Origin of the sequence: Spirillospora sp. NPDC029432 (assembly GCF_040703975.1) — a bacterium.
Classification (GTDB): Bacteria; Actinomycetota; Actinomycetes; order Streptosporangiales; family Streptosporangiaceae; genus Spirillospora.
In genome coordinates, this window is record NZ_JBEZWH010000001.1 from 244856 (window position 1) to 266882 (window position 22027).

Here is a 22027-nt window from a genome sequence, read left to right on the forward strand (position 1 = left end):
CCTCCCTGCCGCCGATCGTCCCCACCCGCTCCCGGAGGCGTCTTGGACGAATGGGAGCTTCCATTAACGAGTTGAAACTTTTCTCGATGCCTCCTGCATGAATATCGCCAAAGCCTCCACGTAAAACTTCAACGATACTGTTGAAGGTATGGATTTCGGCATCAGAGACATCGCCAATTCCGTCGACGCCACCACCGTCATGGACTTCTTCCCCGCCCGGCCGCGGGTGCTCGCCCTGGGCGAGCCCACCCACGGCGTGGACGCTCCGCTCGTCCTCCGCAACGAGCTCTTCCGGCGGCTCGTCGAGCGGGAGGGCTACCGGACGATCGCCATCGAGAGCGACTGCCTGATGGGCCTGCTCGTGGACGACCACGTCACCTCGGGCGCGGGCACCCTCGACGAGGTCATGGAACGCGGGTTCAGCCACGAGCTCGGCGCGTCCGCGGCGAACCGGGAGCTGGTGCGCTGGATGCGCGACCACAACGCGGGGAGGCCCGCGTCCGAGCAGGTGCGCTTCGCCGGGTTCGACGGCCCCCTGGAGATCACCGCCGCCGCGAGCCCCCGGCGGGCCCTCACCGCGCTGCACGCCCACCTCGCGGACCGGCTGGACGCGGACCTGCTCCCCTGCACGGCGGAGACGCTCGACCGCCTGCTCGGCGACGACGAGCGGTGGACCGAGCCCGCCGCGATGATGGACCCGTCCCGGTCCTTCGGGCGGTCGCCCGAGGCCGCGGAACTGCGGCTGCTCGCCGACGACCTCGTGGCGCTGCTCGACGGGTACGCGCCCCACCTGCTCGGCACGGCCGCGCGGGACGACCGGGACCGGGCGCTCCTGTACGGGCGCACCGCCGTCGGCCTGCTGCGCTACCACTACTGGATGGCCACCGAGTCACCAGGCCGCCTGGCACGGCTGACCGGCCTGCGGGACCTGATGATGGCCGAGAACCTCCTCGCGCTCGCCGGCCGGGGCCCGCTCCTGGTGTTCGCCCACAACGGCCATCTCCAGCGGGAGAAGAGCTCGATGCGGATGGCGGGCCGGCGGGTGGAGTGGTGGAGCGCCGGCGCGCACGTGAACGCCCGCCTGGGCGAGGAGTACGGCTTCCTGGCCATGGCCATCGGCACGATGCGGAACCAGGGGGTGGACGCCCCGCCGCCGGACACCCTCGAAGGGCTCCTGTACGCCCTCCAGGAGGAGAGCTGCGCCTTCGACGCCCGCAGGCTGGTAAGCGCCTTCGGGGACGCGCTCCCCGCCCGGCGCGAGTCCCCGTACTTCGGCTACGCCCCGCTGGACCCGGCCGACCTGGGCACGAAGGACGGGATCGTGTTCGTCAGGGACATCTCGCAGGACTAGTCCGTCCGCTCCGGCGGGCGCAGGCCCGCGACGAGGAGCCCGACGAGCCGGCGGGCGTCGTAGCGGGGATCGCCCTCGGCGCCGATGCAGAGGTTCCCGGCGCCGCGCATGAGCTCGTACGCCTCGATGCCGGGGCGGATCTCGCCGGCGGCCGCGGCGGCGTCGAGCAGCCGCGCGCACACGGGGAGGAGCCGGTCGAGGAAGTACGCGTGCAGCGCGTCGAAGCCGGCGTCGTCGGACCGCAGCACGGCGGCGAGCCCGTGCTTGGTGACCAGGAAGTCGACGAACCGGTCCATCCACCGCGCGAGCGCGTCGTGCGGGGACGCGGTGCTCTCCAGCAGGGCCGGGCCGGCCTCGGCGCACGCCTCGATCTGGTGCCGGTAGACGGCGATGATGAGGTCGGCCCGCGTCGGGAAGTGGCGGTAGATCGTCGCCGTCCCGACGCCGGCCTTCGCCGCGATGTCGCGTACCGGCGCCTCCACGCCCGCCGTCACGAAGACCGCCGCGGCCGCGTCGAGCAGGGTCTTCTCGTTGCGCCGGGCGTCCGCCCGCTTGGGCCGGGCCGCGCGCCCCGCGCCGTCGCCGCCGTCGTTCATCGAGCGCTCCCTCCGGTGCCGCCGTTGCTAAACGGGACAGCGTTCCGTATATTCATAACCGGGACGCTGTTCCGCTTGCTCAATGATGGCAGAGCGGCGGGCCCGTCACCAAGCCACGCGTTGGCACCCCACTCATCCGCCATGGAGGGACACGTCCATGCAGTACCGCACTTTGGGCCGTACCGGCGTGCAGGTCGGCTCGCTCGCGCTCGGCGCGATGAACTTCGGCGCGATCGGGCGCACCACCCAGGACGAGGCCACCGCCATCGTCGACGCCGCCCTGGAAGGCGGCGTCAACATGATCGACACCGCCGACTGGTACGGCGCCGGCGAGTCCGAGGAGATGGTCGGCAAGGCCATCGCCGGCCGCCGCGACGACATCGTGCTCGCCACGAAGGCGAACATGCCGATGGGCGACGAGCGCAACCGCCAGGGCAGCTCGCGCCGCTGGCTGTACACCGCGCTGGACGACAGCCTGCGCCGGCTGGGCGTCGACCACGTCGACCTCTACCAGATCCACCGCTGGGACCCGAGCACCGGCGACGAGGAGACGCTGTCGGCGCTGACCGACCTCCAGCGCGCCGGCAAGATCCGCTACTTCGGCTCCTCGACGTTCCCCGCGTACCGCATCGTGCAGGCCCGGTGGGCCGCCCGCGAGCACCGCCTGGGCCGGTACGTCACCGAGCAGCCCAGCTACTCGATCCTGCAGCGCGGCGTCGAGGCGCACGTGCTGCCCGTCGCCCAGGAGTACGGGCTCGGCGTGCTGGCCTGGAGCCCGCTGGCCTCCGGCTGGCTGTCGGGCGCCGTCCGCAGGGGCCGGGAGATCACCACCAGCCGCGCGGCGATCCTGCCGGAGCGGTTCGACCTCTCCGTCCCGTCCAACCAGGCCAGGCTGGACGCCGTGGAGCGGCTGGCCGCGGTCGCCGACGAGGCCGGCCTGACGCTGATCCAGCTCGCGCTCGGCTTCGTGACCGCGCACCCCGGCGTGACCAGCGCGCTCATCGGCCCCCGCACGCTCGACCACCTCCACTCCCAGCTCGCCGCCGCCGACACCGTCCTGTCCGCCGATGTGCTCGACGCGATCGACGAGATCGTCGCGCCCGGCACCGACCTCGCCGCCCACGAGAAGTTCGACACCCCGCCCGCCCTGCTCGACCCGGCACTGCGCCGCCGCCGGAATTGACCCACGATCACAAAGGCGGAATGCACCTGCCGGCCGGTCTATCCAGGTTCTAGCGTTCTGGTCATGACGAACGCTCTGAACGAACTGCGCACCGCGGTCCGCGGCCAGGTCCTGCTCCCCGGCGACGCCGGCTTCGACACCGCCCGCCGCCCGTGGAACCTGGCGATCGAGCAGCCGGTGGCGGCCGTGGTCGAGGCCGCCGACGCCGCCGACATCGCCGCGCTGGTCGGGTACGCCCGCACCGCCGGGCTGGGCATCGCGACCCAGCCCGGCGGGCACGGCGCCACCGGCCGTACCGACGGCACCGTCCTGCTGCGCACCCGCCGGCTCGACACCGTGGAGATCGACCCGGCCGCGCGCCGCGCCCGCGTCGGCGCCGGCGTGCCCTCCGGCCGGCTCCAGGCGGCCGCCGCCGAGCACGGCCTGACCGGCCTCCCCGGCAGCTCGCCGATCGTCACCGTCACCGGTGTCGCGCTCGGCGGCGGGCTGAGCTGGTTCGGCCGGGCGCACGGCTGGATCGCCGACAGCGTCACCGCCTTCGACGTCGTCGACGCCGGAGGGCACCAGCGGCACGTCACCGCGGACACCGACCCCGACCTGTTCTGGGCGCTGCGCGGCGGGGGCGGCGACTACGCCATCGTCACCGCCCTGCACCTCGCCCTGCACCCCGCGCCGCACCTGTACGGAGGCCGGGTCCTGTGGCCGGCCGAGCACGCCCCGGCCGTCCTGGAGGCGTACCGGCAGATCACCGCGACCGCCCCCGACCGGCTGACCGCCTGGCTGGACCTGCTGCACTTCCCCGGCGCCGACCCGATGGTCGCCGTGGACGCCACCTACCTCGGCCCCGCCGGCGAGGCCCGCGCGCTCCTCGCCCCGCTGGACGCCCTGGCGCGGCCGGTCTCCGACTCCCGCCGGACGATGCCGGTCTCGGAGATCGGCTCCATCGCCGCCGAGCCCACCGACCCCAGCCCCGGCCTCTCGCGCGGCGAACTCCTCACCACCCTGGACGACGCCGCCGCCAAGACCCTGCTGGCCGAACCCATCGCGCCCCTGCTCAGCCTCCAGATACGGCACCTGGGCGGCGCGTTCGCCCGCCCGTCCGACAGCCCGTTCGGCCCGCTGACCGAGCCGTACTCCCTCTACATGCTCGGCATCCCGACCGACCCGGCCGCCGCCCGGGCCGTGGCCGCCAAGCAGCGGGCCGTCGCCGAGGCCCTCCCGGTCAGCGGCCGCAAGCCGATCACCTACCTCAACGCCACCGAGACCGCGGCGGACGCCTTCGCCCCCGCCGCGCTCGACCGCCTGCGCGACATCAAGCACCGCCACGACCCCGGCGACACCATCCGCAGCAACTTCCCGGTCCAGGGCTGACGCCCGCCGTGTCAGGCGCCGTCGTAGTACTTCTTGGCGCCCGGGTGCAGGACGACCGGGTCGGTCTTCGCGGCGCGGACCCGGTCGATGTTGTTCGCCTCCGGATGCACCTTGATCAGGTCCTGCCGGCGGTCGAAGAGCACCCTGGCGAGGTCGCGGGCCAGGGTGTCGGGCATTTTTGCCGGGACGATCAGCACGTTCGGGACGGCGATCGTCTGCACCGCGCCCGGCGTGCCGTACACGTCCTTCCCGATGGTGGTCGACTGGTAGATCGTCCCGAACTTCGCCTGGAGGCCGGGCAGTTCGCGGGCGAGGGGGACGAAGACGGCGCGGGACTTCATGGTGGTCATCAGGTCGGTGATGCCGCCGGTGGGGAGGCCGCCCGACCAGACCATGGCGTCCAGGGTGCCGTCCTTCATGCCCTGGACCGTCTCCGGCAGCGACAGCGCCTGCTTCTTGATCCCCTTCTGCGGGTCGATCCCCGCCGTCTCCAGCAGGCGCAGCGCCATGGTCTCGGTGCCGGAGTTGGGGGAGCCGGTGGAGATCCGCTTGCCCTTCATGTCGGCCACCGAGCGGATCCCCGCGTCGGTACGCGCGATCACGTGCACGTAGTTGTCGTAGATGCGGGCGAGCGCGCGGATGGGCTGCGGGCTGGAGAAGCCGTGCTTGCCGGTGGCGGCGTCGCCGGCGACGTCGGCGAGGCTGAACGCGATGTCGGAGTCGCCGCGCACGACCCGCCGGATGTTCTCGACGGACGCGCCGGTGGCCTCGGCGGTGGCCTGGTAGCCGCGGACGTGCTTGCTGATCAGGTCCGCGTAGCCGCCGCCGAGCTGGTAGTAGACGCCGGTGGTGTTGCCGGTCGCGATGGCCAGGCGGCCCCGGTTGTAGAGGCCGTCGCCGCCGGTGTCGCGTTCGCCGCCGCACGCGCCGAGCGCGCCGGTCAGGGCCAGCGCCGCGAGGGCGGCGAGGGGCCGGGTGAAGGAGCGCATCATGGTCCTTTCAGGGGTGTGCCGGTGGTGGACGGGACCGCGGTGCGGCGCCGCCGGGCCAGGTGGAGGAGTACCGCCGCCGCGAGCAGCCCGAGGCCGGCGGCCACGCTCTCGGGGCGCAGGTAGAGGAGCGCGCCGGCGGCGCCCGCGCACAGCAGCCGTTCGGCGGGGCCGGCGGGGCCCAGGATCCAGCCGCCGGTGACGGCCGCCAGCGCCGCCACGGCGACGGCCGACACCGCCAGGGCGGCCAGCACCTGCGGCCACGGCGCCTGCCACAGCAGGGCGCGGCCCGACGGCGCCAGCACGAACGCGAACGGGACGAGGAACGCGGGCAGGGTGTACTTCCAGGTCAGCATCATCGTCCGGAACGCGTTCGCACCGGTGATCGCCGACGCCGCGACCGCCGCGAGCGCGGTGGGCGGCGTCACCTCCGACAGCACCGCGTAGTAGAAGATGAACATGTACGCGGCGTCCGGCGCGACGCCCTGCGTCTGGAGGACCGGCCCGATGATGACGGCGGCGATGATGAACGACGCGGTCACCGGCACCGCCAGGCCGAGCAGCAGCACGGCGACGGCGGCGAGCAGGACGGTCGGCAGCAGGTACCCGCCGGCGGCGTCCACGATGAGGCTCGACGACTTCAGCCCGAGCCCGGTGAGCGTCACGACCGCCACGATGATCCCCGCCGCGGCCGTCGTCGCCGCCACGGGCAGCACGCCGAGGGTGCCGGCCGCGAGGGCCTTGGCGGTACGGCGCGGGCCGAGCCGGTTGCGCCGGTCCAGGAACGACAGCGCGAACGCGAGCAGGGTGGCGAACACGACGGCGCGGAACGGCGACATCCCGAACGCCATCAGCACGACGATCGCGACCAGCGAGGAGAAGTGGTACCCGAAGCGGCCGAGCAGCCGCCAGAACGAGGGCGCGTCCAGCTCGACCGGCCGCACCCCGAACCGCCGGGCGTCGATCTCGATCGCCAGGATGATCCCCAGGTAGTAGAGGAGCGTCGGGACGGTCGCGTACAGCAGCACGGTCAGGTACGGGACGCGCAGGTACTCGGCGATGATGAAGGCGGCCGCGCCGAGCGTCGGCGGGGAGAGGATCGCGCCGATCCCGGCGGCCGCGAGCACGCCGCCGCCGGAGGCGGGCGGGTACCCGGCGCGCTTGAGGATCGGCCAGGAGACGCTGCCCAGCGACACGGTCGTGGCCGTCCCCGACCCGGACACCGTGCCGAGCAGGAACCCGGCCAGCGTCACGGTGCGGCCGGGCGCGGCGGCGGACCGGCGGAACGCGGCGAACGAGACCTCCACGAAGAACCGCCCCGCCCCCGAGTGGTCGAGCACGGCGCCGTAGATCGTGAACAGCACGATGTAGGTCGCGGCCACGTCCAGCGGCACCCCGAACAGCCCCTCGGTGCCCATGTAGAGCTGGATGAGGATGCGCTCGAAGCCGAAGCCGCCGTGCCCGAGCGTCCAGTCCACCGGCAGGTAGCCGCCGTAGTAGGCGTACGCGACGAAGCCGACGCAGATGCCCGGCAGGATCGGCCCCACGGTACGGCGCGTCGCCTCCAGCACCAGCAGCACGCACCCGGCGGCCATCGCCAGGTCGAGGCCGGAGGGGGTGACCGTCCGCCGGATGAACTCGTCGAACCCGAACAGCGGGTACGCGCACACGACGACGGACACGGCCGCCAGGATCCAGTCCGCGACCCCGGGATCGTCGCGCTCGCGGACGCGCTCCGGCGCGGTCTCGTCCGGCGCAGCACCGTCCGGGGCGCCTTCGGGACGGCGCCGGGCGCGGAGCCGCGCGCGCAGGTTCAGGCCGGGCCGGTAGACGAGGAACGTCAGCGGCAGCACCGCCGCCAGGAAGCCCATCCGGTACTGGAGCGCCGGCTGCGGCCGGAAGACGGCGTACAGGGCGTACAGCGACACGCCGAACGCGACCGCGCCGGCCGCGTACGCCACCGGGCCGGTGAGGCGCCGCGCTGGACGTTCGGCGTCGTACTCGGCGATCAGGTCGTCGGTGCTGGCGCCGGTGTCGGCGCCGGTGCGCGCGGGCTGGGGCGGCCCGTTCCCGGCCGCCGGGCGCGGGGGTTCAGGAGGTGATATCGACACGCCGTCCTCCGTTCGCTTGCTCGGAACGTAGGTGTGACCCAGCCCACAGGCAAAGCGCGGAGCCCCCGATTTGAGGAACTCTTAGGGTTGCGCCCGCCCGGGGCTCCCGGGCCGGCGGCGCGGCGCGTACCGTGCTGGCGTGCGGCCCGTTCTCGCGCTCGTCCTGGCGGTGCTGGTCCCGTGCTCGGCCGCGGCCGCGTGCGGGGAGCCGGCGCCGCACGAGGGGCGCCTGCTGATCGCGGCGGGCGGCGGCAGCGGCGTCTACCGCGCGTACGCCGAGGGCCTCGCGCGGGTGGCCCGCGCGGACGGCATGGAGGCGCGCGTCCTCGCGACGGCGTCCGCGGCCGACGGCCTGCGGCAGGTGGCGCGGGGGACGGCGGACGTCGCGTTCGCCCCGGCCGATCTCGCGGCGCTGGCGCTGGCGGGACGGCCGCCGTTCGAGGGACGGCAGCGCGTGTCGGCGCTGGCCCGGCTGTACGACGAGTACACCCACCTGGTGGTGCCCGCCGACAGCGGCGTCCACGCCCTGCCGGACCTCAAGGGCCGGACGGTGGCGACCGGCACCCCCGGCACCGGCACCGAGCTGGTCGCGACCCGGCTGCTGGCGGCGGCCGGGATCGACCGGGACGTCCGCGTCCGGCGCCTCGCGGTCCGGGACGCGGCGGCGGCGCTGCGGGAGCGGCGGGTGGACGCGCTGTTCTTCTCCGGCGTCGTGCCGAGCGAGGCGATCACGCAGCTCACCCACGCGATGGGCGTGCGGCTGGTCGACCTCGGCGCGTACGTGGGGCCGCTGCGCCGCTTCCACGGGGACTTCTACCAGGAGCGCTCGATCCCGGCGGCGGCGTACCGGCTGTTCGCCGCGCCCCGGACGGTCGGCGTGCCGAGCCATCTCGCCGTCGGGTCCGCGATGCCCGCCGGCCGCGCCCGCGCGCTGACCCGGCTGCTGTTCGAGCGCAAGGACGTCCTCGTGGCGGCCCGCCCGGAGGCGCTGTACCTGAACCGGCGGGGCGCGATCTCGACCGGCCCGCTGCCGCTGCATCCCGGCGCGGCTCTCTACTACCGCGAGTCCAAGGTCGCCGGCTGACCATCCCCCTCCCGCGCCGGCGGGACGGCCGCGGCCGCGGCCGGCAGGACGAGCCGGACGCACAGCCCGCGCGGCTCGGCCGGAAGCAGCTCCAGCCGCCCGCCCGACGCCTCCGCCAGGGCGTGCGCGATGGCGAGCCCGAGCCCGGTCCCGTCGATGTTCTGGTGCGCCGGGCCGCGCCAGAAGCGCTGCGTCGCGCGGGCGCGCTCCTCCGCCGACAGGCCGGGCCCGTCGTCGGCCACGTCCACGCGGACCACGCGCCGTTCCCCGCCGGGCTCCCCGGCACGGCGCGGGCGCGACACGGTCACCGTGACGGTCGCGCCCGGACCGGCGAACTTCGCGGCGTTGTCGATCAGCGCGTCCAGGATCTGGCCGGTCCCGCCGGCGACCGCCAGCGCGCCCGCGTGCGCCGCGCCCCGCCGCCGCACCCGCACGCCCGCCGCCGCCTCCCGCCACGCGGCGACCCGTTCCGTGGCGACGCGGCCGCAGTCCACGACGGCGACCCGGCAGTCGCCGCCCTCGGCCCGCACCAGCGCCAGCAGCCCGTCCAGGATCCGCGCGAGCCGTACCGTCTCCTCGATCGCCGACTCCAGATCGGCCGCGCCGTCCGGCGCCATGTGCGGGGCCAGGTTCTCCACCCGCAGCCGCAGCGCCGCCAGCGGGTTGCGGAGCTGGTGGCCCGCGTACGACACGAACGACCGCTGCAGCTCCAGGTTGCGGCTCATCGCCTCGGCCATCGCGTTGAAGTGCTCGGCCAGCCGCCGCAGCTCCGCCGGGCCCGTCGCGACCGCGGCCCGCGCCTGCAACTGCCCGGCCGACAGCTCGCCGGTGACCCGGTCCAGGTTGCGCACCACGCGCAGCACCCACCGGCTCACCGGCACCGCCGCCAGCCCGAACACCAGCAACGCGACCAGCCCCGCCCCCGCGAGCTGCCCCCACCGCCGGGCGATGCTCGCCCGCACGGCGCCCGTCGGCGAGACCGTGACCGCGGCGCCGATGACCTCGCCGCCGCACCCCACCGGCTCCACCACGATCATCGGCTCGCCCGTCCAGGGCCACACCACGTCCTGGACCGCCGAGCGCTCGCCCGACAGCACCGCGCGCAGCCGGGACCGGCCCACCTCCCGAACCATCCCGGGACGGGACGCCACCACGATGTTGCCGTCCCGGTCGGCGACCGCGGCCCGGATCCCGTACAGCTCGTCGTAGCGGACCAGCTCGGCCCGCAGGCTGTCGGTACGGCCGCTGCACAGCGCCGGCTCGGCCAGCGACGCGAACCGCGACGTGTCGTTCAGCCGGTCGATGAACATCGCCTGCGTCGCGTGCCCGGCGAACGTCACCGCGAGCGGGATCTCCAGCGCCGCCAGGACCAGCACGAGCAGCGAGACGTACACCGCGAGCAGCCGCCGCAGCATCGGCCGCTCACGCCCCGTCGGCGGCGAGCCGGTAGCCGACGCCGCGCACCGTGCGGATCACCTGCGGGTCGCCGAGCTTCGCGCGCAGGTTCGCCACGTGCACGTCCAGCGTGCGCTGCGCCCCGGGCCACGTGCTCTGCCACACCTCCAGCAGCAGCCGCTCGCGCTCGACCACGTCCCCCGGCCGCCGGGCGAGCGCGGTGAGCAGCTCGAACTCCTTCCGCGTCAGCGCCACGAGCGCGCCGTCCGCCCCGGTGACCTCGTGCCGCCCCAGATCGATCCGCAGCCCCCGCGCGACCACCACCGGCCGGGCCGGCGGCCGCACCCGCCGCATGACGGCGTCGATGCGGGCCATCAGCTCGGCGATCCCGAACGGCTTGACCACGTAATCGTCCGCGCCGGAACGCAGCCCGATCACCCGGTCCCGCTCGTCCCCCCGCGCCGTGACCGCGATGATCGCCGTCTCCCCTTCACCGCGAAGCCGCCGGCACACCTCGACGCCGTCCATGTCGGGCAGCCCCAGATCGAGCAGCACGAGATCGGCCACCGGCGCCGCCAGCGCCGCCGCGGCCGTGGCGGCCCGGCGCACGTCGAACCCCTGCCGGCGCAGCGCCACCGTGAGCGCGTCGGCGAACCGGTCATCGTCTTCCACCAGGAGGACTCGCATGGCGGACTCATCGTAAGAGCGCCGAGCCCGCACGCCTAGGAGATGGCCGAGGCCCGCTTGCGTGCCCGGTACGCCGCGGCCTTGACGCGGTTGCCGCACGCGTCCATCCCGCACCACGCACGCCGCGCGCCGCGCGACCGATCCACATAGATACGGGTGCACCCCGGACGGCCGCACTCCTTGAGGCAGGCGCCGCGATCGGCGAGCAAGGCGATCCCGCCCCTCGCCACCTGCGCGAGCACCGCGCGAAGATCCCCCGACACGCGCATCCCCGCGTCACTGAGCTCGACCTCGGGCGCCGGCCCGGCCGCGATCCCGTTCACGATCCCCAGCGCGCCCGGCTCGAACGGCCGTCCGAGGACCCGATCGAGCGCGAGCCGGTAGATCGCCTCACGCAGCTCCAGCGCGGCCTCGAAAGTCTCGGCATCGGCACTGACACGCTCGGGCAGCCCTGCGCACTCGGCCACCCACCGCTCAAGATCCGCAGGCGTGGCCAGGGCATCGACGGCCCCGTCCCGACGAGACCCCACGGTCCCGGCCAGATCGAGGGCCGGATCACCGCTCACGAACGCGAACTCCACGTCACCATCTTGACCGGTGACGCCCCCCGGGGCAAGATCGTCACCTGTTCAACCGGTGACGCAACGAAGGGGACCACATGATCCGCGGCATCGAGGCCGTCGTCTTCGACGTCCTCGGAACCCTCGTCGACGAGCCCGGCGGCCTCCGAACCGCGATCCACGAGGCCGTACCCGGCGACGACTTGCTCCCCGTATGGCAACGGCACATCGAACACGAACAACAACGCATCGCCCAGGGCGACCGCCCGTACGCCAACACCGACGTCATCGACGCGGAGGCCGCCCAGCGAGTCGCCGACCACGCCGGACTTACCGACCCGGCGGCCATCGCCCGCCTGGCCACGGCCGGCCACCGCCTGCCACCCTGGCCCGACTCGGCCGCCGGCCTCGAACACCTCGCGCGCCGCTTCCCCGTACTCGGCCTCTCCAACGCGAGCCGGACCGCCCTCCTCCACCTCAACGCGCACGCCGGCCTGCGCTGGCACCAGGCCCTGTCGAGCGAGGCCGTCCAGGCGTACAAACCGGCACCGGAGGTCTACCGGCTCGCCATGGACACCACCGGCTGCCCGCCGGAACGCATCCTCATGGTCGCCGCCCACGCCTGGGACCTCCGCGCCGCCCAAACAACCGGCATGCGAACCGCCTACGTCCACCGCCCAACCGGAGACCCACCCGCAAGCACCGACACCTTCGACGCCCACTTCACCGACCTGCCCGCCCTGGCCACCGCCCTGACCACGAGATGAACGGGCTCCCGCCTACCGAGAGTCAAGACGGCCCGTAACAAGTATTCGCCAACCGGGCGGTGACCCAGAGATGTCCGGTGGACATCTTTACGACCTCTCACCGCCGACGGACGATGCGTCCTCTGTCACCCGCGATTCGGGGAGGGTGCACGCCGATGGCGATCGAACGCACCGGCCACGCTAAGAACTGCGAGAAAGCCGAGAAACCGCCGTGCGCCTGCGCCTGCGGCGGCGCCGAGCACGGTTGGCAAGAAGGACTCGCCATCGCCGCCGCCCCATCCGACTCCGGCTTGCGAAAGCTCGTGCGGGCGGCCGACGCGGCCTGGGACGCCGCCGCGAAGGAGGCCGCGGATTCCACCGCCCGCCGGAGCAAACCATGGCAGCAGGCCGTGAACGGACAGCGGGCGGCGATCAAATCATTCGTGGCCGATGTCGTCCGGTGGCTACGCCGTGACCGGAACCTGTACAGCGCCACCGAAGAGGTCGGTCAACCGTTCCGCATCTCTCGCGACAAGGACCCGGAGGATCCGCGCCGACGTCCCACCCCCGAGGAGAAGGAACAGTTCGTCGAGACCCACGTCATCCCGCGATTGCGCCGAGAGTTCGGCGACCGGCACATCGATACGTTCCAGAAAAAGGCTCGCAACGCGCACTTCTGGTGTGAGCTGCTGGCCCAGACGGCCCGTGCCCTCGACGCGTTCCAGAATCGGTACGACCAGGCCAAGCAGGATGTCGTCGCGGCGCTCACCTCCCTGGACGAGAGTCGTCCGGACGGTTGGGCCGCTCTCCTGCCGGAACAGGTCGTGATCCGGCAGGCGGTGGAACTGGTCTTCGAGCACCTGCCGAGGGCCGCCACCGGCGGCATCGCCGTTGAGGACGCTTTCCGCCTTGTCTGGCCGGCCCGCGTCCTGGCCGTGCTGATGTGCCGTGAGCCCCGCCGCCATCCGGCCGTCCTCGAGTACTGCGTCAGACCGATCGTCGACTATGGGACGGCGGAAATAAGGGAACAGGTCAAAGACCGGCTCCGGCAGGCCTTCCCGCTCTACTGGTCCGAACCGCCCGGAGGAGCGCCAGGCGGCCCGGCGTAGGACGGGGAGACTCGTGTCCGGGCGGGAGGCGTGCCGCGTACCAGGGAGAGGCCCAGTGGGACGAATGCGATCACGAGGGCCAGGACGAAGGCGATGCCGTGTGGTTCGCCTGCTTTGAGTACTCCGGTGGCGTGCAGGGCCATCGGCGTGAGGCAGAGAGACCGCCACGGGCCGAGGGTGCGGGAGAGGTAGGCGCCGATCGCCAGGACGATCCAGCCGACGTTGTACGCGGCGGTCAGCGCGTACGCGAGGTTGGGGGAGGCGTAGGCGTCGTCGAGGAACGCTATGGCGGCCGTCAGACCCTGCTGGTTCACCAGTTGGAAGGCGAGATGGTTGATGCCCTCGTAGAAGGCCAGGGCGATGAGCCCGGTGAGGGCCGACGCGCCTCCCAGCAGTCCCCACCAGGGTCTCGTCCTGCCGATCAGGGCGGCGAGCGAGAGGAACGCCGGCCACAGAGCAAACCAGCCGAGGGCCAAGACGATGTAGGACGCCGTCATAAGGCCGGGATGGTCCTGGTAGGCGGCCAGTTGCCCCGGGTAGTCGAACCTGGTGGACGGCCCGTCGGGCACGAGATGGCGGGCCTGGATCCGCAGCGATTCCCCGACCAGCAGCAGTAGCGGGGAGACCAGCATGGCGACGCCGCCCAGCCGATGGAGCAAGGACAGGAAGCGGCCGTCGTCGGCGTGCTCCGAGGATGACCTGGTGAGGATGCGCGACACATTGATCACCATGCGGGCGATGTCCCACTCCGCACACTGGACGAAAGTAAGCGCCCAGCCTCCACTTTGGCCGTCCACCTGGACCGGACAGCGCGCGCCGGTCGATCGCGTAGCGATGGAGGCCGCGCGGCGGTGATGGGTCACCGGGCTGCCGGCGCGGCAACGGGGCGGTCATGCGGTGGTCGCCGGGCGGCAGCGGCGTACGTAGTAGGCGTAGGTGAGGGCCAGGGTCAGCGGGCCCCACAGGGCGATCGGGGTGATGCAGATCTTCGCCAGCGCCTCCCACCAGCCGTTCTCGTAGCCGGTTCCGTCGATGACGCCGGTCCAGGTGAGAGCCATCATCACCGAGACGGCGGTCATGATCAGCCCGCCGATCGTCGCCGGGACGATCACCGCCGCCGGTCGGATGCGCTTGCCGCCGATGAACGGGATCCAGCCGGGAACGACCTCGCCCCAACCTCGGACGAGACCGATGCACAGCAATGCCACCGCCTCCGTGAGAATGCTGAGGCCGAAAACGTACGGGATGGTGATCCACAGAGGTGATGCGGCCGCATCGTCGACCTGGCCCATTTCGAAGTGGAAGGCGAACGGCAGCCGCCACAGGGATGAAGGCAGTAGGAGCAGCGGGATCGCGTAGGCGGTCCGCAGTGCCCACCGCGGGACGGGCCGTTGTGTGTCGCCGGTGGAGGGGGCCGTGTGGATCAGCTTGATCGTCATGACTCGACCCTCTTCGACCCGGAGGGGCTTGTGATCACCCGTTCGGGGGAGCCGTCTCGCCGCCGGAGTGAGATGCCGGTCGGGGAACGCCGGAGCCCGCAGGGCCCGTCGCTCGCCGGTGGGCCGGTCGTCAGGTGGTCACTCGGAAGCGGGGCGGGGGTGGGCGTTCGCCTGAGGCCGTGTCGGCGATGATGCGGCCGAGGAGCGGGGCGAACTTGGCGCCGTGGCCCGAGCAGGGCGATGCGACGGTGATGCCGTCGGCGCCGTCGATGACGAAGTCCTCGGTGGGGGTGTTGGTGAACAGGCAGGTCGTCTCGGCGTACGGCTCGGGGACGAGGCCGGGCAGGGTGCGCCGGACGTAGGCGGTGATCCGTTCGCGGTTGGCCGGGTCGATCCCGCCGGTCTGCGCGGCGGCGTCGCGGATCGGGCGGCCGCCGTTGAACTCGGCCACCTTCTGGCCGCTCCGGCCGTCCGGGAGGGCGGCGTCGCGGCCGCCGGGCAGGCCGTAGACGAGGATCTCCGGGGTGTCGTGGATGAACGTCGGCCAGGGTTCCCGCGGGGCGTCGCGGTAGGGGAAGTGGTAGGCGTTCTCCTGCATGACCTGGAGCGGGGGGAAGGCCTGGAGGAACGCGGCAGGGAGGGGGAGGGAGGCGAGCAGGCCGGGGAGCCAGCCGCCGGTGGTGACGATGACCTTCTCGGCCTCCTCGGTGCGGCCGTCGGAGCAGGTGATGAGGTGGCCGGTGCCGGTTCTTTCGATCGAGGTCACCGGGCGGCCGGTCTCGACGCGGGCGCCGTGGGTCCGCGCCAGCCGCAGCATGGCCGACACCGCGGCCTCCGCGTCGACCACTCCGGCGGCCGGGTGCCACAGGACGTCGCCGGTGCCGAAGTCGAACTGCGGCCAGCGCGCGGATGCCGCGCGGGCGGTCAGCAGTTCGTGTTCCACGCCGACCTCGGTGAACACGGACGCCAGCGTCGCGGGGTCGCGGACGGCGCCGAAGTCGAGGGAGCCGGTGCGGGTGATCAGCCGTTCGCCGGACAGTGACTCCAGTTCGTCCCATTCGACGCGGGCGTCGGCGACCATCCGGGCGTAGAAGGGGTCCGCGTAGCCGTACCGGAGGATCCGTGCGGATCCGTGCGAGCTGCCCATGGCGTTGGCCGGTGTGGAGCGTTCCAGAACGGTCACCTCGTGGCCGCGCCGGGCCAGTTGCCAGGTGGTCGCGGCACCGGCGAGCCCGGCCCCGACGACGGCGTACGTGCTCATCGTGTCCTTCCTCCCGGCCGGCGGGTCCCGGCCACGGATCACGATGCCAGAACGGCCGTCGCGAGGGCCGGGCGAGTCTGCCATCGTGCCCGCCGCTTGAACAGGGTCATTGTTGCCACACTTTTGTAGTTGCAAGGATCTTGCAGTAACACGCCCGGCGGGTTAGCGTCGCTGGGCGTGAGGGGCACTTCGCGTGGTGTGTTGAGGTCTGTCGTATCTGTTGCGGTTGTCGGGGTGCTGGTGGCGTGTGCCGCGCCCGGAGGGCCGAGGCCGGCGGGGGACGGCGGGCTCGTGCTGGCCGACCCGTACGAGGACGAGTCGCTGCACCCCCTGATGGGGTACGGCGAGGGCGGCATGAGCAAGATCTTCGACGGGCTGGTGACGCACGACGCGCAGCGCAGGCCGCGGCCCGCGCTGGCCGCGGCGGTGCCCGTCCCGTCGGCGGACGGGAAGACCTGGACGGTACGGCTGCGCGGCGGGGTGACGTTCCACGACGGGTCGTCGTTCGGGCCCGAGGACGTGGTCGCCACCTACCGGACCCTGCTCGATCCGAAGGCCGCGTCGCCGGTCGCCTCGTCGTACCGGATGCTGGACGAGGTGCGCCAGGCAGGGGCGGATTCGGTGGAGTTCCGGCTGAAGCACCCGTACGCGCCGTTCGCGCACAAGCTGGCGCTCGGCATCGTCCCGTCCGAGGCGCTGGACGGCGGGAAGCTGCAGGCGTCGCCGTTCAACGGCCGTCCGGTCGGGACGGGGCCGTACCGGTTCGCCGAGTGGCGGCGGGGCGAGCGGCTGGTGCTCACCGCCAACGAGCGCTACTGGGGCGGGGCGCCGCGGATCAAGCGGCTGACGGTGGCGTTCGTCCCGGACGACAACACCCGCGCCCAGCGGATGCGGCGCGGCGACTTCGACGGGACGGTGCTGCCGCCCGCGCTGGCCGGGACGTTCGCCCGCACCGACGGGATGACGGTGTACGGGCACGACAGCGCCGACTACCGCGGGGTGATGCTGCCGCAGAAGAACCCCGTCACCGCCGATCCGGCGATCCGGCGGGCGCTGAACCTGGCGGTGGACCGGAACGGCATGATCCGGGCGCTGCTGGCCGGGCGGGGCAGTCCCGCGTTCGGGCCGGTGCCGCAGGTGCTGCGCGAGTACGCCGATCCGGGTGCGGTGTTCCGGCACGACCCGGCCGAGGCGGGCCGGATCCTGGACGCGGCGGGCTGGAAGGCCGGAAGCGGCGGCGTACGGGTGCGCGACGGCAGGCCCGCGCGGTTCACCCTCATGTATCCGGCCGACGACTCGGTCCGGAAGGCGCTGGCCGGCGGGTTCGCGTCCGACGCGGGCAAGGTCGGTGTCAAGGTGGATCTGGCCGGGCTGGGCTGGGACGCGATCGAGCCGCGGATGAAGCGGGACGCGCTGCTGATGGGCGGCGGCACCCCGCTGGACCCGGACCTGGTGGCGTACGGCCTGCTGCACTCGTCGCAGGCCGAGGACGGGTTCAACAACCCGGGCTCGTTCCGGGACGGCGCCGTGGACGGCGAGCTGGACAGGGCCCGCCGCGCCACCGACCAGGCCGCGCGGGCCGGGGCGTACCGGGCGATGCAGCGGCGGCTGATGGAGAACCCGCCGTGGGTGTTCCTGGTCTTCCTCGAGCACACCTACGTGCTCCGCGGCCGGTGGACGGGCTACCGGCCGGTCGTCGATCCGCACGTGCACGGCGTCCTGGGCTGGGGGCCGTGGTGGAACCTCGAGAAGTGGGCGCCCCGCGGGTGAGCGCCTCCACGAGCACGCGGGACGGGCGGCTGCGCGCGGCCGGCCGGATGGTGCTGCGGCGCGCGCTCGTCGCGGTCCCGCTCCTGCTGGCGGTGTCGGGCGTGGTGTTCCTGCTGGGCGCGGCGTCCCCGTTCGACCCGCTCTACCAGTACTACGGGACGCGGATCTTCACGGCGGCCGAGGCGGATCTGGCGCGGACCCGCGCCGAGCTCGGCCTGGACGAGCCGGTCTGGCGGCAGTACGCCGACTGGCTGGGCGGCGTGCTCGGCGCCGACTGGGGAACGAGCCGCAGCTTCGGCCAGCCGGTGGGGCAGGTGGTGGCCGAACGCCTGCCGTGGACGCTGCTCCTGGCGGGCACCGGCCTCACCCTGGCGGTCCTGATCGCGCTCGCCCTCGGCGTCGTCTCCGCGTGGCGCCAGGGCGGCTGGATCGACCGCCTCACCGTCACCATGGCGCACTCGCTGGAGGGGCTGCCGACGTTCCTGCTCGGCCTGGGCGCGATCGCCGTGTTCGCGGTGGCGCTGCCGCTGCTGCCCGCGGGCGGGATCAGCGAGGCCGCCGGGGGCGGCGGAGCGGCGTCCACGATCCGCCACCTGGCCCTGCCGGCGCTGGTCCTGGCGGTCGCGCAGCTGCCCTGGCTGATCCTCACGCTCCGGCAGCAGCTGCTCGTCGGGCTGGCCGACGACCATGTCACCGCGGCGCGCTCGCGCGGCCTGCCCGAACGCACCGTCGTGCTCCGGCACGGGCTGCCGGTGGCGCTGCTGCCGTTCGTCACCACCGTCGGCACCCGCCTCCCCGAACTCGTGACCGGCGTGGTCCTGGTCGAGGAGGTGTTCTCCTGGCCGGGCGTCGCGGGCGCGATGGTCAAGGCCGGGCTGAACGTCGACTTCCCGCTGCTGGTGGCGCTCACCCTGCTGGCGACCGCCGCGGTCCTGGCCGGGAACCTGTGCGCCGACGTCGCCGTACTGATGATCGATCCGAGAGCGACCGCCGATGGGTGAGGCCATGAACGAGCAGACCGCCCGGGCGGGGGAGTGGCGCCCCGCCGGCCGCCGCAGGCCGGGCGGCACGGCGCGGCCCCGCGCCGCCGCGTCCGCCCGGATACGCGTGATCGCCGCCGTCGCGGTGCTGGTCCCGCTGGCCGCCGCCATCGTGGTGCTGCCCTGGTTCGCCGGGGACGCCGCGACCGGCACGGTCGACTACGACGCGGTCCGGGAGGCGCCGGGGCCCGGCCACTGGTTCGGGACCGACGACGCCGGCCGGGACGTCCTCGCGCGCGCCGCCGCCGGCGCCCGCGTCTCGCTGATCGTCGCCGTCACCTGCGCGCTGGTCGCGACGGTGCTCGGCACCCTGGTCGGCGCCGCCTCGGGCGCCGCGGGCGGGCTGGTGGACGCGATCGTGATGCGGCTGGTGGACGGCGTCAACGCCGTACCGCACCTGCTGCTGGGCATCCTCATCGTGGCGCTCTACCGCGGCTCGCTCTGGGCCGTCATCGCGTCCATCGCGCTGACCCACTGGACGACCGTGGCCCGCATCGTCCGCGCCGAGGTGCTGTCGCTGCGCTCGCGCCCGTACATCGACGCGGCGATCTCCGGGGGCGCGTCCCGGCGCACGGTCCTCTTCCGGCACCTGCTCCCCGCCGTCGCGCCGCAGTCGGCGCTCGCCGCCGTCCTGCTCCTGCCGCACGCGGTCTGGCACGAGACCGCGCTCAGCTTCCTGGGGCTCGGCCTGCCCCCGCACCTGGCCAGCCTGGGCACGATGGTCGCCGACAGCCGCGACGACGTCCTGATCGGCGCCTGGTGGACGATCGCCGCGCCCGCCGGGATCCTCATCGCGATCACCCTCGCGGTGGCGGGCCTGGCCGGCCGGTGGCGGGACCGGCTCGTCCCGCGGCGGCGCTCGGAGCTGGCCCTGTGACCGGCCCGCTGCTCACCGCGCGGGAGCTCTCGGTACGGTTCCGGTTGCGCGACTCGATCGTCCAGGCCGTCACGGACGCGTCGTTCGAGCTGCGGCCCGGCCGGCTGCTCGCGCTCGTCGGGGAGAGCGGCTGCGGCAAGAGCGTCCTCGCGTCCGCGCTGCTCGGGCTCCTGCCGGGCAACGCGGAGATCCGCGGCGACGTCCGGCTGCACTCCGGGAACGGGCGCTCGCTCGAACTCACCACCGCGCCTGAACGCGTCCTCGCCCGGCAGGTGCGCGGCCGCAGGATCGCGCTGGTGCCGCAGTCGGCCGCGACCGCGCTGACCCCCGTGCGGACGGTCCGCGCCCAGCTCACCGAGACGCTGCGCGAGATCCGCCCCGGCGGCGGTGACCGGGGCCGCGAGGCCGACGCGCTCGCCGGGCGCGCCGGCCTGGTCCCGGACGCCCTGGACCGCTACCCGCACGAGCTGTCCGGCGGGATGGTCCAGCGGGCCGTGCTCGCGTTCGCCCTGGCCGCCGATCCCGACATCGTCCTCGCCGACGAACCGACCTCCGGCCTGGACCGGCCGCTGGTCGACACCGCCGTGGACGCCCTGCGCGGGCTCGCCGACGACGGCCGCGCGGTCCTGCTCATCACCCACGACATCGCCGCCGCCGAGCGCGCCGCGACCGACGTGGCGGTGATGTACGCCTCCAGGATCGTCGAGCGCGGCCCGGCCGCCGAGGTGTTCGGCGACCCCTGGCACCCGTACACCCGCGGCCTCCTCGACGCCACGCCCGCCCGCGGCCTGCGCCCCCTGCCCGGCCACCCGCCGAACCTCTCGGACCTGCCCGAAGGCTGCGCCTTCCGCGACCGCTGTCCGCGGCGCGACGCCTGCACCGGCGACCCCTCCCTGGTGGACGTGCCGGGCGGCCGGTCCCTCGCCTGCGCGCGCCCGCCGGACGGCGCCGCCGCCCCCATGGAGAGCGGGATCGACCGGGAGACCGCCGCCGAACCCTCGGGAGAACGGTGATGCTCAGCGCGACCGGCCTCGTCGCCGGCTACCGCCGCGGCCCCGACGTCCTCACCGGGGTGTCCGTCACCCTCGAACCGGGCCGCGTCGTCGGCGTCCAGGGGCCGAGCGGCTGCGGCAAGTCCACCCTCATCCGCGTGCTCGCCCTCCTGCACCCGCCCCGCGCCGGGAGCCTCAGCCTGGACGGGGAGGCCGTCCGGCGCCACCGGTACGCCGCGCCCGCCGCCCAGCGGCGCCGCGTCGGCGTGGTCTTCCAGCATCCGCGTGCCGCCGCCGACCCTCGCCACACCCTGCGGCGGATCGTCTCGGCCCACCTTCCGCCGTCCGCGCCGCCCGGCGAGACCGACCGCCTGGCCGGCCTCGTGGGGCTCACGCCCGACCTGCTCCACCGCCGCCCGCACGAGGTCTCCGACGGCCAGCTGCAGCGCGCCTGCCTGGCCCGCACGCTCGGCGCCGACCCGCGCTACCTGCTGTGCGACGAGATGACCGCGATGCTCGACGCGTCCAGCGCGGCCACGCTCCTCCACCTCCTGCGCGACCAGGTACGGGCGGGCGGCCGGGCGGCCCTCCTGGTCAGCCACGATCCCGCGCTCCTGGACGCCGTCTGCGACGAGACCCTCCAGTGGCCCGACCTTCAGCAGTTGCATCCTTGATGCAACTGCGAATTATTTGCAATAGTGGACGCCATGACCTACACGCTTCCCGACCTTCCCTACGACTACGCCGCCCTCGAACCCGCCATCACCGGCGAGATCCTGGAGCTGCACCACTCCAAGCACCACGCCGCCTACGTCAAGGGCGCCAACGACACGGTGGAGAAGCTGGCGGAGGCCCGTGACAAGGAGGAGTTCGGCGGGCTGGTCGGGCTGGAGAAGACCCTCGCGTTCAACCTGTCCGGCCACGTCCTGCACACGATCTTCTGGGACAACCTGTCCCCGGACGGCGGCGACCGGCCCGACGGCGCGCTCGGCGCGGCCATCGACGAGCACTTCGGCTCGTTCGACGCGTTCAGGAAGCAGCTGACCAGCGCCACCGCGACCGTCCAGGGGTCCGGCTGGGGGGTTCTCGGCTGGGAGCCGCAGGGCGAGCGGCTGATCGTCCAGCAGGTGTACGACCACCACGGCAACGTCGGCATCGGCTCGGTGCCGCTGCTGGTGTTCGACGCCTGGGAACACGCGTACTACCTGCAGTACCGCAACGTGCGCCCCGACTACGTCCAGAAGCTCTGGGACCTCGTCAACTGGAACGACGTCGCCGCCCGCTTCACCGCCGCCAAGGGCGCCTGACGGCCGCCCCGGCCCGCGGACCGCGGCGCCCACCGGACCCGGATCATGCTCAGAACACGGTCCTCGGGGTCCGGCGGGCGCCGCCTCGCATTCTCCCATCCGGCGGGCCGGAGTACGCTCAAGATCTCGGCATGGACCGCACCCCTGCGCCCGGGAGGA

21 protein-coding genes are annotated in these 22027 nt (G+C 73.7%); 12 read left to right on the forward strand and 9 right to left on the reverse strand.

What is annotated here, in order from left to right; all coding sequences use genetic code 11:
* The first annotated feature begins 148 nt into the window (after positions 1 to 148).
* Entirely contained in the window at positions 149 to 1351 is a 1203-nt protein-coding gene (locus tag AB0881_RS01065; protein WP_366613269.1) for an erythromycin esterase family protein, read from the forward strand.
* On the opposite strand, the gene AB0881_RS01070 is transcribed toward AB0881_RS01065, so the two are convergent.
* A complete protein-coding gene (locus AB0881_RS01070) occupies positions 1348 to 1947 on the reverse strand; it encodes a helix-turn-helix domain-containing protein (RefSeq protein WP_366613270.1) in 600 nt (199 codons plus the stop codon). The genes AB0881_RS01065 and AB0881_RS01070 overlap by 4 nt on opposite strands.
* 157 nt (positions 1948 to 2104) lie before the next feature.
* Between AB0881_RS01070 and AB0881_RS01075 the strand changes: the two genes are divergently transcribed.
* Together AB0881_RS01075 and AB0881_RS01080 are read left to right on the forward strand one after the other, a co-directional pair.
* The gene (locus AB0881_RS01075; protein WP_366613272.1) at positions 2105 to 3130 is read left to right on the forward strand and encodes an aldo/keto reductase; all 1026 of its coding nucleotides are present in this window, start codon (positions 2105 to 2107) and stop codon (positions 3128 to 3130) included.
* A 63-nt stretch (positions 3131 to 3193) separates the two neighbouring features.
* Entirely contained in the window at positions 3194 to 4501 is a 1308-nt protein-coding gene (locus AB0881_RS01080; protein ID WP_366613274.1) for an FAD-binding oxidoreductase, read from the forward strand.
* Between the two features lie 11 nt (positions 4502 to 4512).
* On the opposite strand, the gene AB0881_RS01085 is transcribed toward AB0881_RS01080, so the two are convergent.
* Both AB0881_RS01085 and AB0881_RS01090 read right to left on the reverse strand, forming a co-directional pair.
* Positions 4513 to 5490 carry a TAXI family TRAP transporter solute-binding subunit gene (locus tag AB0881_RS01085; RefSeq protein ID WP_366613276.1) on the reverse strand — a complete coding sequence of 326 codons (978 nt, stop codon included), beginning with the start codon at positions 5488 to 5490 and terminating at the stop codon, positions 4513 to 4515.
* Positions 5490 to 7601, reverse strand: coding sequence for a TRAP transporter fused permease subunit (locus AB0881_RS01090; protein WP_366613278.1), 2112 nt, complete (start codon positions 7599 to 7601; stop codon positions 5490 to 5492). The genes AB0881_RS01085 and AB0881_RS01090 overlap by 1 nt, the downstream gene beginning before the upstream one ends.
* Before the next feature lie 139 nt (positions 7602 to 7740).
* Between AB0881_RS01090 and AB0881_RS01095 the strand changes: the two genes are divergently transcribed.
* Positions 7741 to 8685, forward strand: a complete 945-nt coding sequence (locus AB0881_RS01095; RefSeq protein ID WP_366613279.1) for a TAXI family TRAP transporter solute-binding subunit — start codon at positions 7741 to 7743, stop codon at positions 8683 to 8685.
* Here the strand turns inward: AB0881_RS01095 and AB0881_RS01100 are convergent.
* From AB0881_RS01100 to AB0881_RS01110, 3 genes are read right to left on the reverse strand one after another with little or no spacing between them, the layout of a single operon-like run.
* On the reverse strand, positions 8658 to 10100 hold the full coding sequence (locus AB0881_RS01100; RefSeq protein ID WP_366613281.1) for a HAMP domain-containing sensor histidine kinase: 1443 nt from the start codon (positions 10098 to 10100) through the stop codon (positions 8658 to 8660). The two genes, AB0881_RS01095 and AB0881_RS01100, sit on opposite strands and share 28 nt — an antisense overlap.
* A gap of 7 nt (positions 10101 to 10107) precedes the next feature.
* Positions 10108 to 10767, reverse strand: coding sequence for a response regulator transcription factor (locus tag AB0881_RS01105; RefSeq protein WP_366613283.1), 660 nt, complete (start codon positions 10765 to 10767; stop codon positions 10108 to 10110).
* A gap of 35 nt (positions 10768 to 10802) precedes the next feature.
* Complete coding sequence (locus AB0881_RS01110; protein WP_366613285.1) at positions 10803 to 11348, reverse strand: ABATE domain-containing protein; 546 nt, start codon at positions 11346 to 11348, stop codon at positions 10803 to 10805.
* 77 nt (positions 11349 to 11425) lie between these two features.
* Between AB0881_RS01110 and AB0881_RS01115 the strand changes: the two genes are divergently transcribed.
* Both AB0881_RS01115 and AB0881_RS01120 read left to right on the forward strand, forming a co-directional pair.
* Positions 11426 to 12094, forward strand: coding sequence for a haloacid dehalogenase type II (locus AB0881_RS01115; RefSeq protein WP_366613287.1), 669 nt, complete (start codon positions 11426 to 11428; stop codon positions 12092 to 12094).
* A gap of 155 nt (positions 12095 to 12249) precedes the next feature.
* The gene (locus AB0881_RS01120) at positions 12250 to 13182 is read left to right on the forward strand and encodes a hypothetical protein (RefSeq protein ID WP_366613289.1); all 933 of its coding nucleotides are present in this window, start codon (positions 12250 to 12252) and stop codon (positions 13180 to 13182) included.
* Here the strand turns inward: AB0881_RS01120 and AB0881_RS01125 are convergent.
* From AB0881_RS01125 to AB0881_RS01135, 3 genes are all read right to left on the reverse strand, one after another.
* Positions 13137 to 13913, reverse strand: coding sequence for a hypothetical protein (locus AB0881_RS01125; protein ID WP_366613291.1), 777 nt, complete (start codon positions 13911 to 13913; stop codon positions 13137 to 13139). The two genes, AB0881_RS01120 and AB0881_RS01125, sit on opposite strands and share 46 nt — an antisense overlap.
* Before the next feature lie 159 nt (positions 13914 to 14072).
* Positions 14073 to 14621, reverse strand: coding sequence for a hypothetical protein (locus AB0881_RS01130; RefSeq protein WP_366613293.1), 549 nt, complete (start codon positions 14619 to 14621; stop codon positions 14073 to 14075).
* Between the two features lie 130 nt (positions 14622 to 14751).
* Positions 14752 to 15882 carry an FAD-dependent oxidoreductase gene (locus tag AB0881_RS01135; protein ID WP_366613295.1) on the reverse strand — a complete coding sequence of 377 codons (1131 nt, stop codon included), beginning with the start codon at positions 15880 to 15882 and terminating at the stop codon, positions 14752 to 14754.
* Positions 15883 to 16116: 234 nt separating this feature from the next.
* On the opposite strand from AB0881_RS01135, the gene AB0881_RS01140 reads away from it, so the two are divergent.
* The 6 genes from AB0881_RS01140 to AB0881_RS01165 are packed head-to-tail and all read left to right on the forward strand — an operon-like array spanning position 16117 to position 21868.
* Positions 16117 to 17652: an ABC transporter substrate-binding protein gene (locus tag AB0881_RS01140; protein ID WP_366613297.1), complete on the forward strand. Its 1536-nt coding sequence runs from the start codon at positions 16117 to 16119 to the stop codon at positions 17650 to 17652.
* Positions 17649 to 18653 (forward strand): ABC transporter permease, encoded by a 1005-nt coding sequence (locus AB0881_RS01145; RefSeq protein WP_366613299.1) that lies wholly within the window; start codon positions 17649 to 17651, stop codon positions 18651 to 18653. Before AB0881_RS01140 ends, AB0881_RS01145 begins: the two co-directional genes overlap by 4 nt.
* A gap of 4 nt (positions 18654 to 18657) precedes the next feature.
* A complete protein-coding gene (locus AB0881_RS01150; protein ID WP_366613301.1) occupies positions 18658 to 19569 on the forward strand; it encodes an ABC transporter permease in 912 nt (303 codons plus the stop codon).
* Positions 19566 to 20582 carry an ABC transporter ATP-binding protein gene (locus AB0881_RS01155; protein ID WP_366613303.1) on the forward strand — a complete coding sequence of 339 codons (1017 nt, stop codon included), beginning with the start codon at positions 19566 to 19568 and terminating at the stop codon, positions 20580 to 20582. Before AB0881_RS01150 ends, AB0881_RS01155 begins: the two co-directional genes overlap by 4 nt.
* Complete coding sequence (locus tag AB0881_RS01160; RefSeq protein WP_366613305.1) at positions 20582 to 21235, forward strand: ATP-binding cassette domain-containing protein; 654 nt, start codon at positions 20582 to 20584, stop codon at positions 21233 to 21235. The genes AB0881_RS01155 and AB0881_RS01160 overlap by 1 nt, the downstream gene beginning before the upstream one ends.
* 33 nt (positions 21236 to 21268) lie before the next feature.
* The gene (locus tag AB0881_RS01165; RefSeq protein WP_366613307.1) at positions 21269 to 21868 is read left to right on the forward strand and encodes a superoxide dismutase; all 600 of its coding nucleotides are present in this window, start codon (positions 21269 to 21271) and stop codon (positions 21866 to 21868) included.
* Positions 21869 to 22027 lie beyond the last annotated feature (159 nt).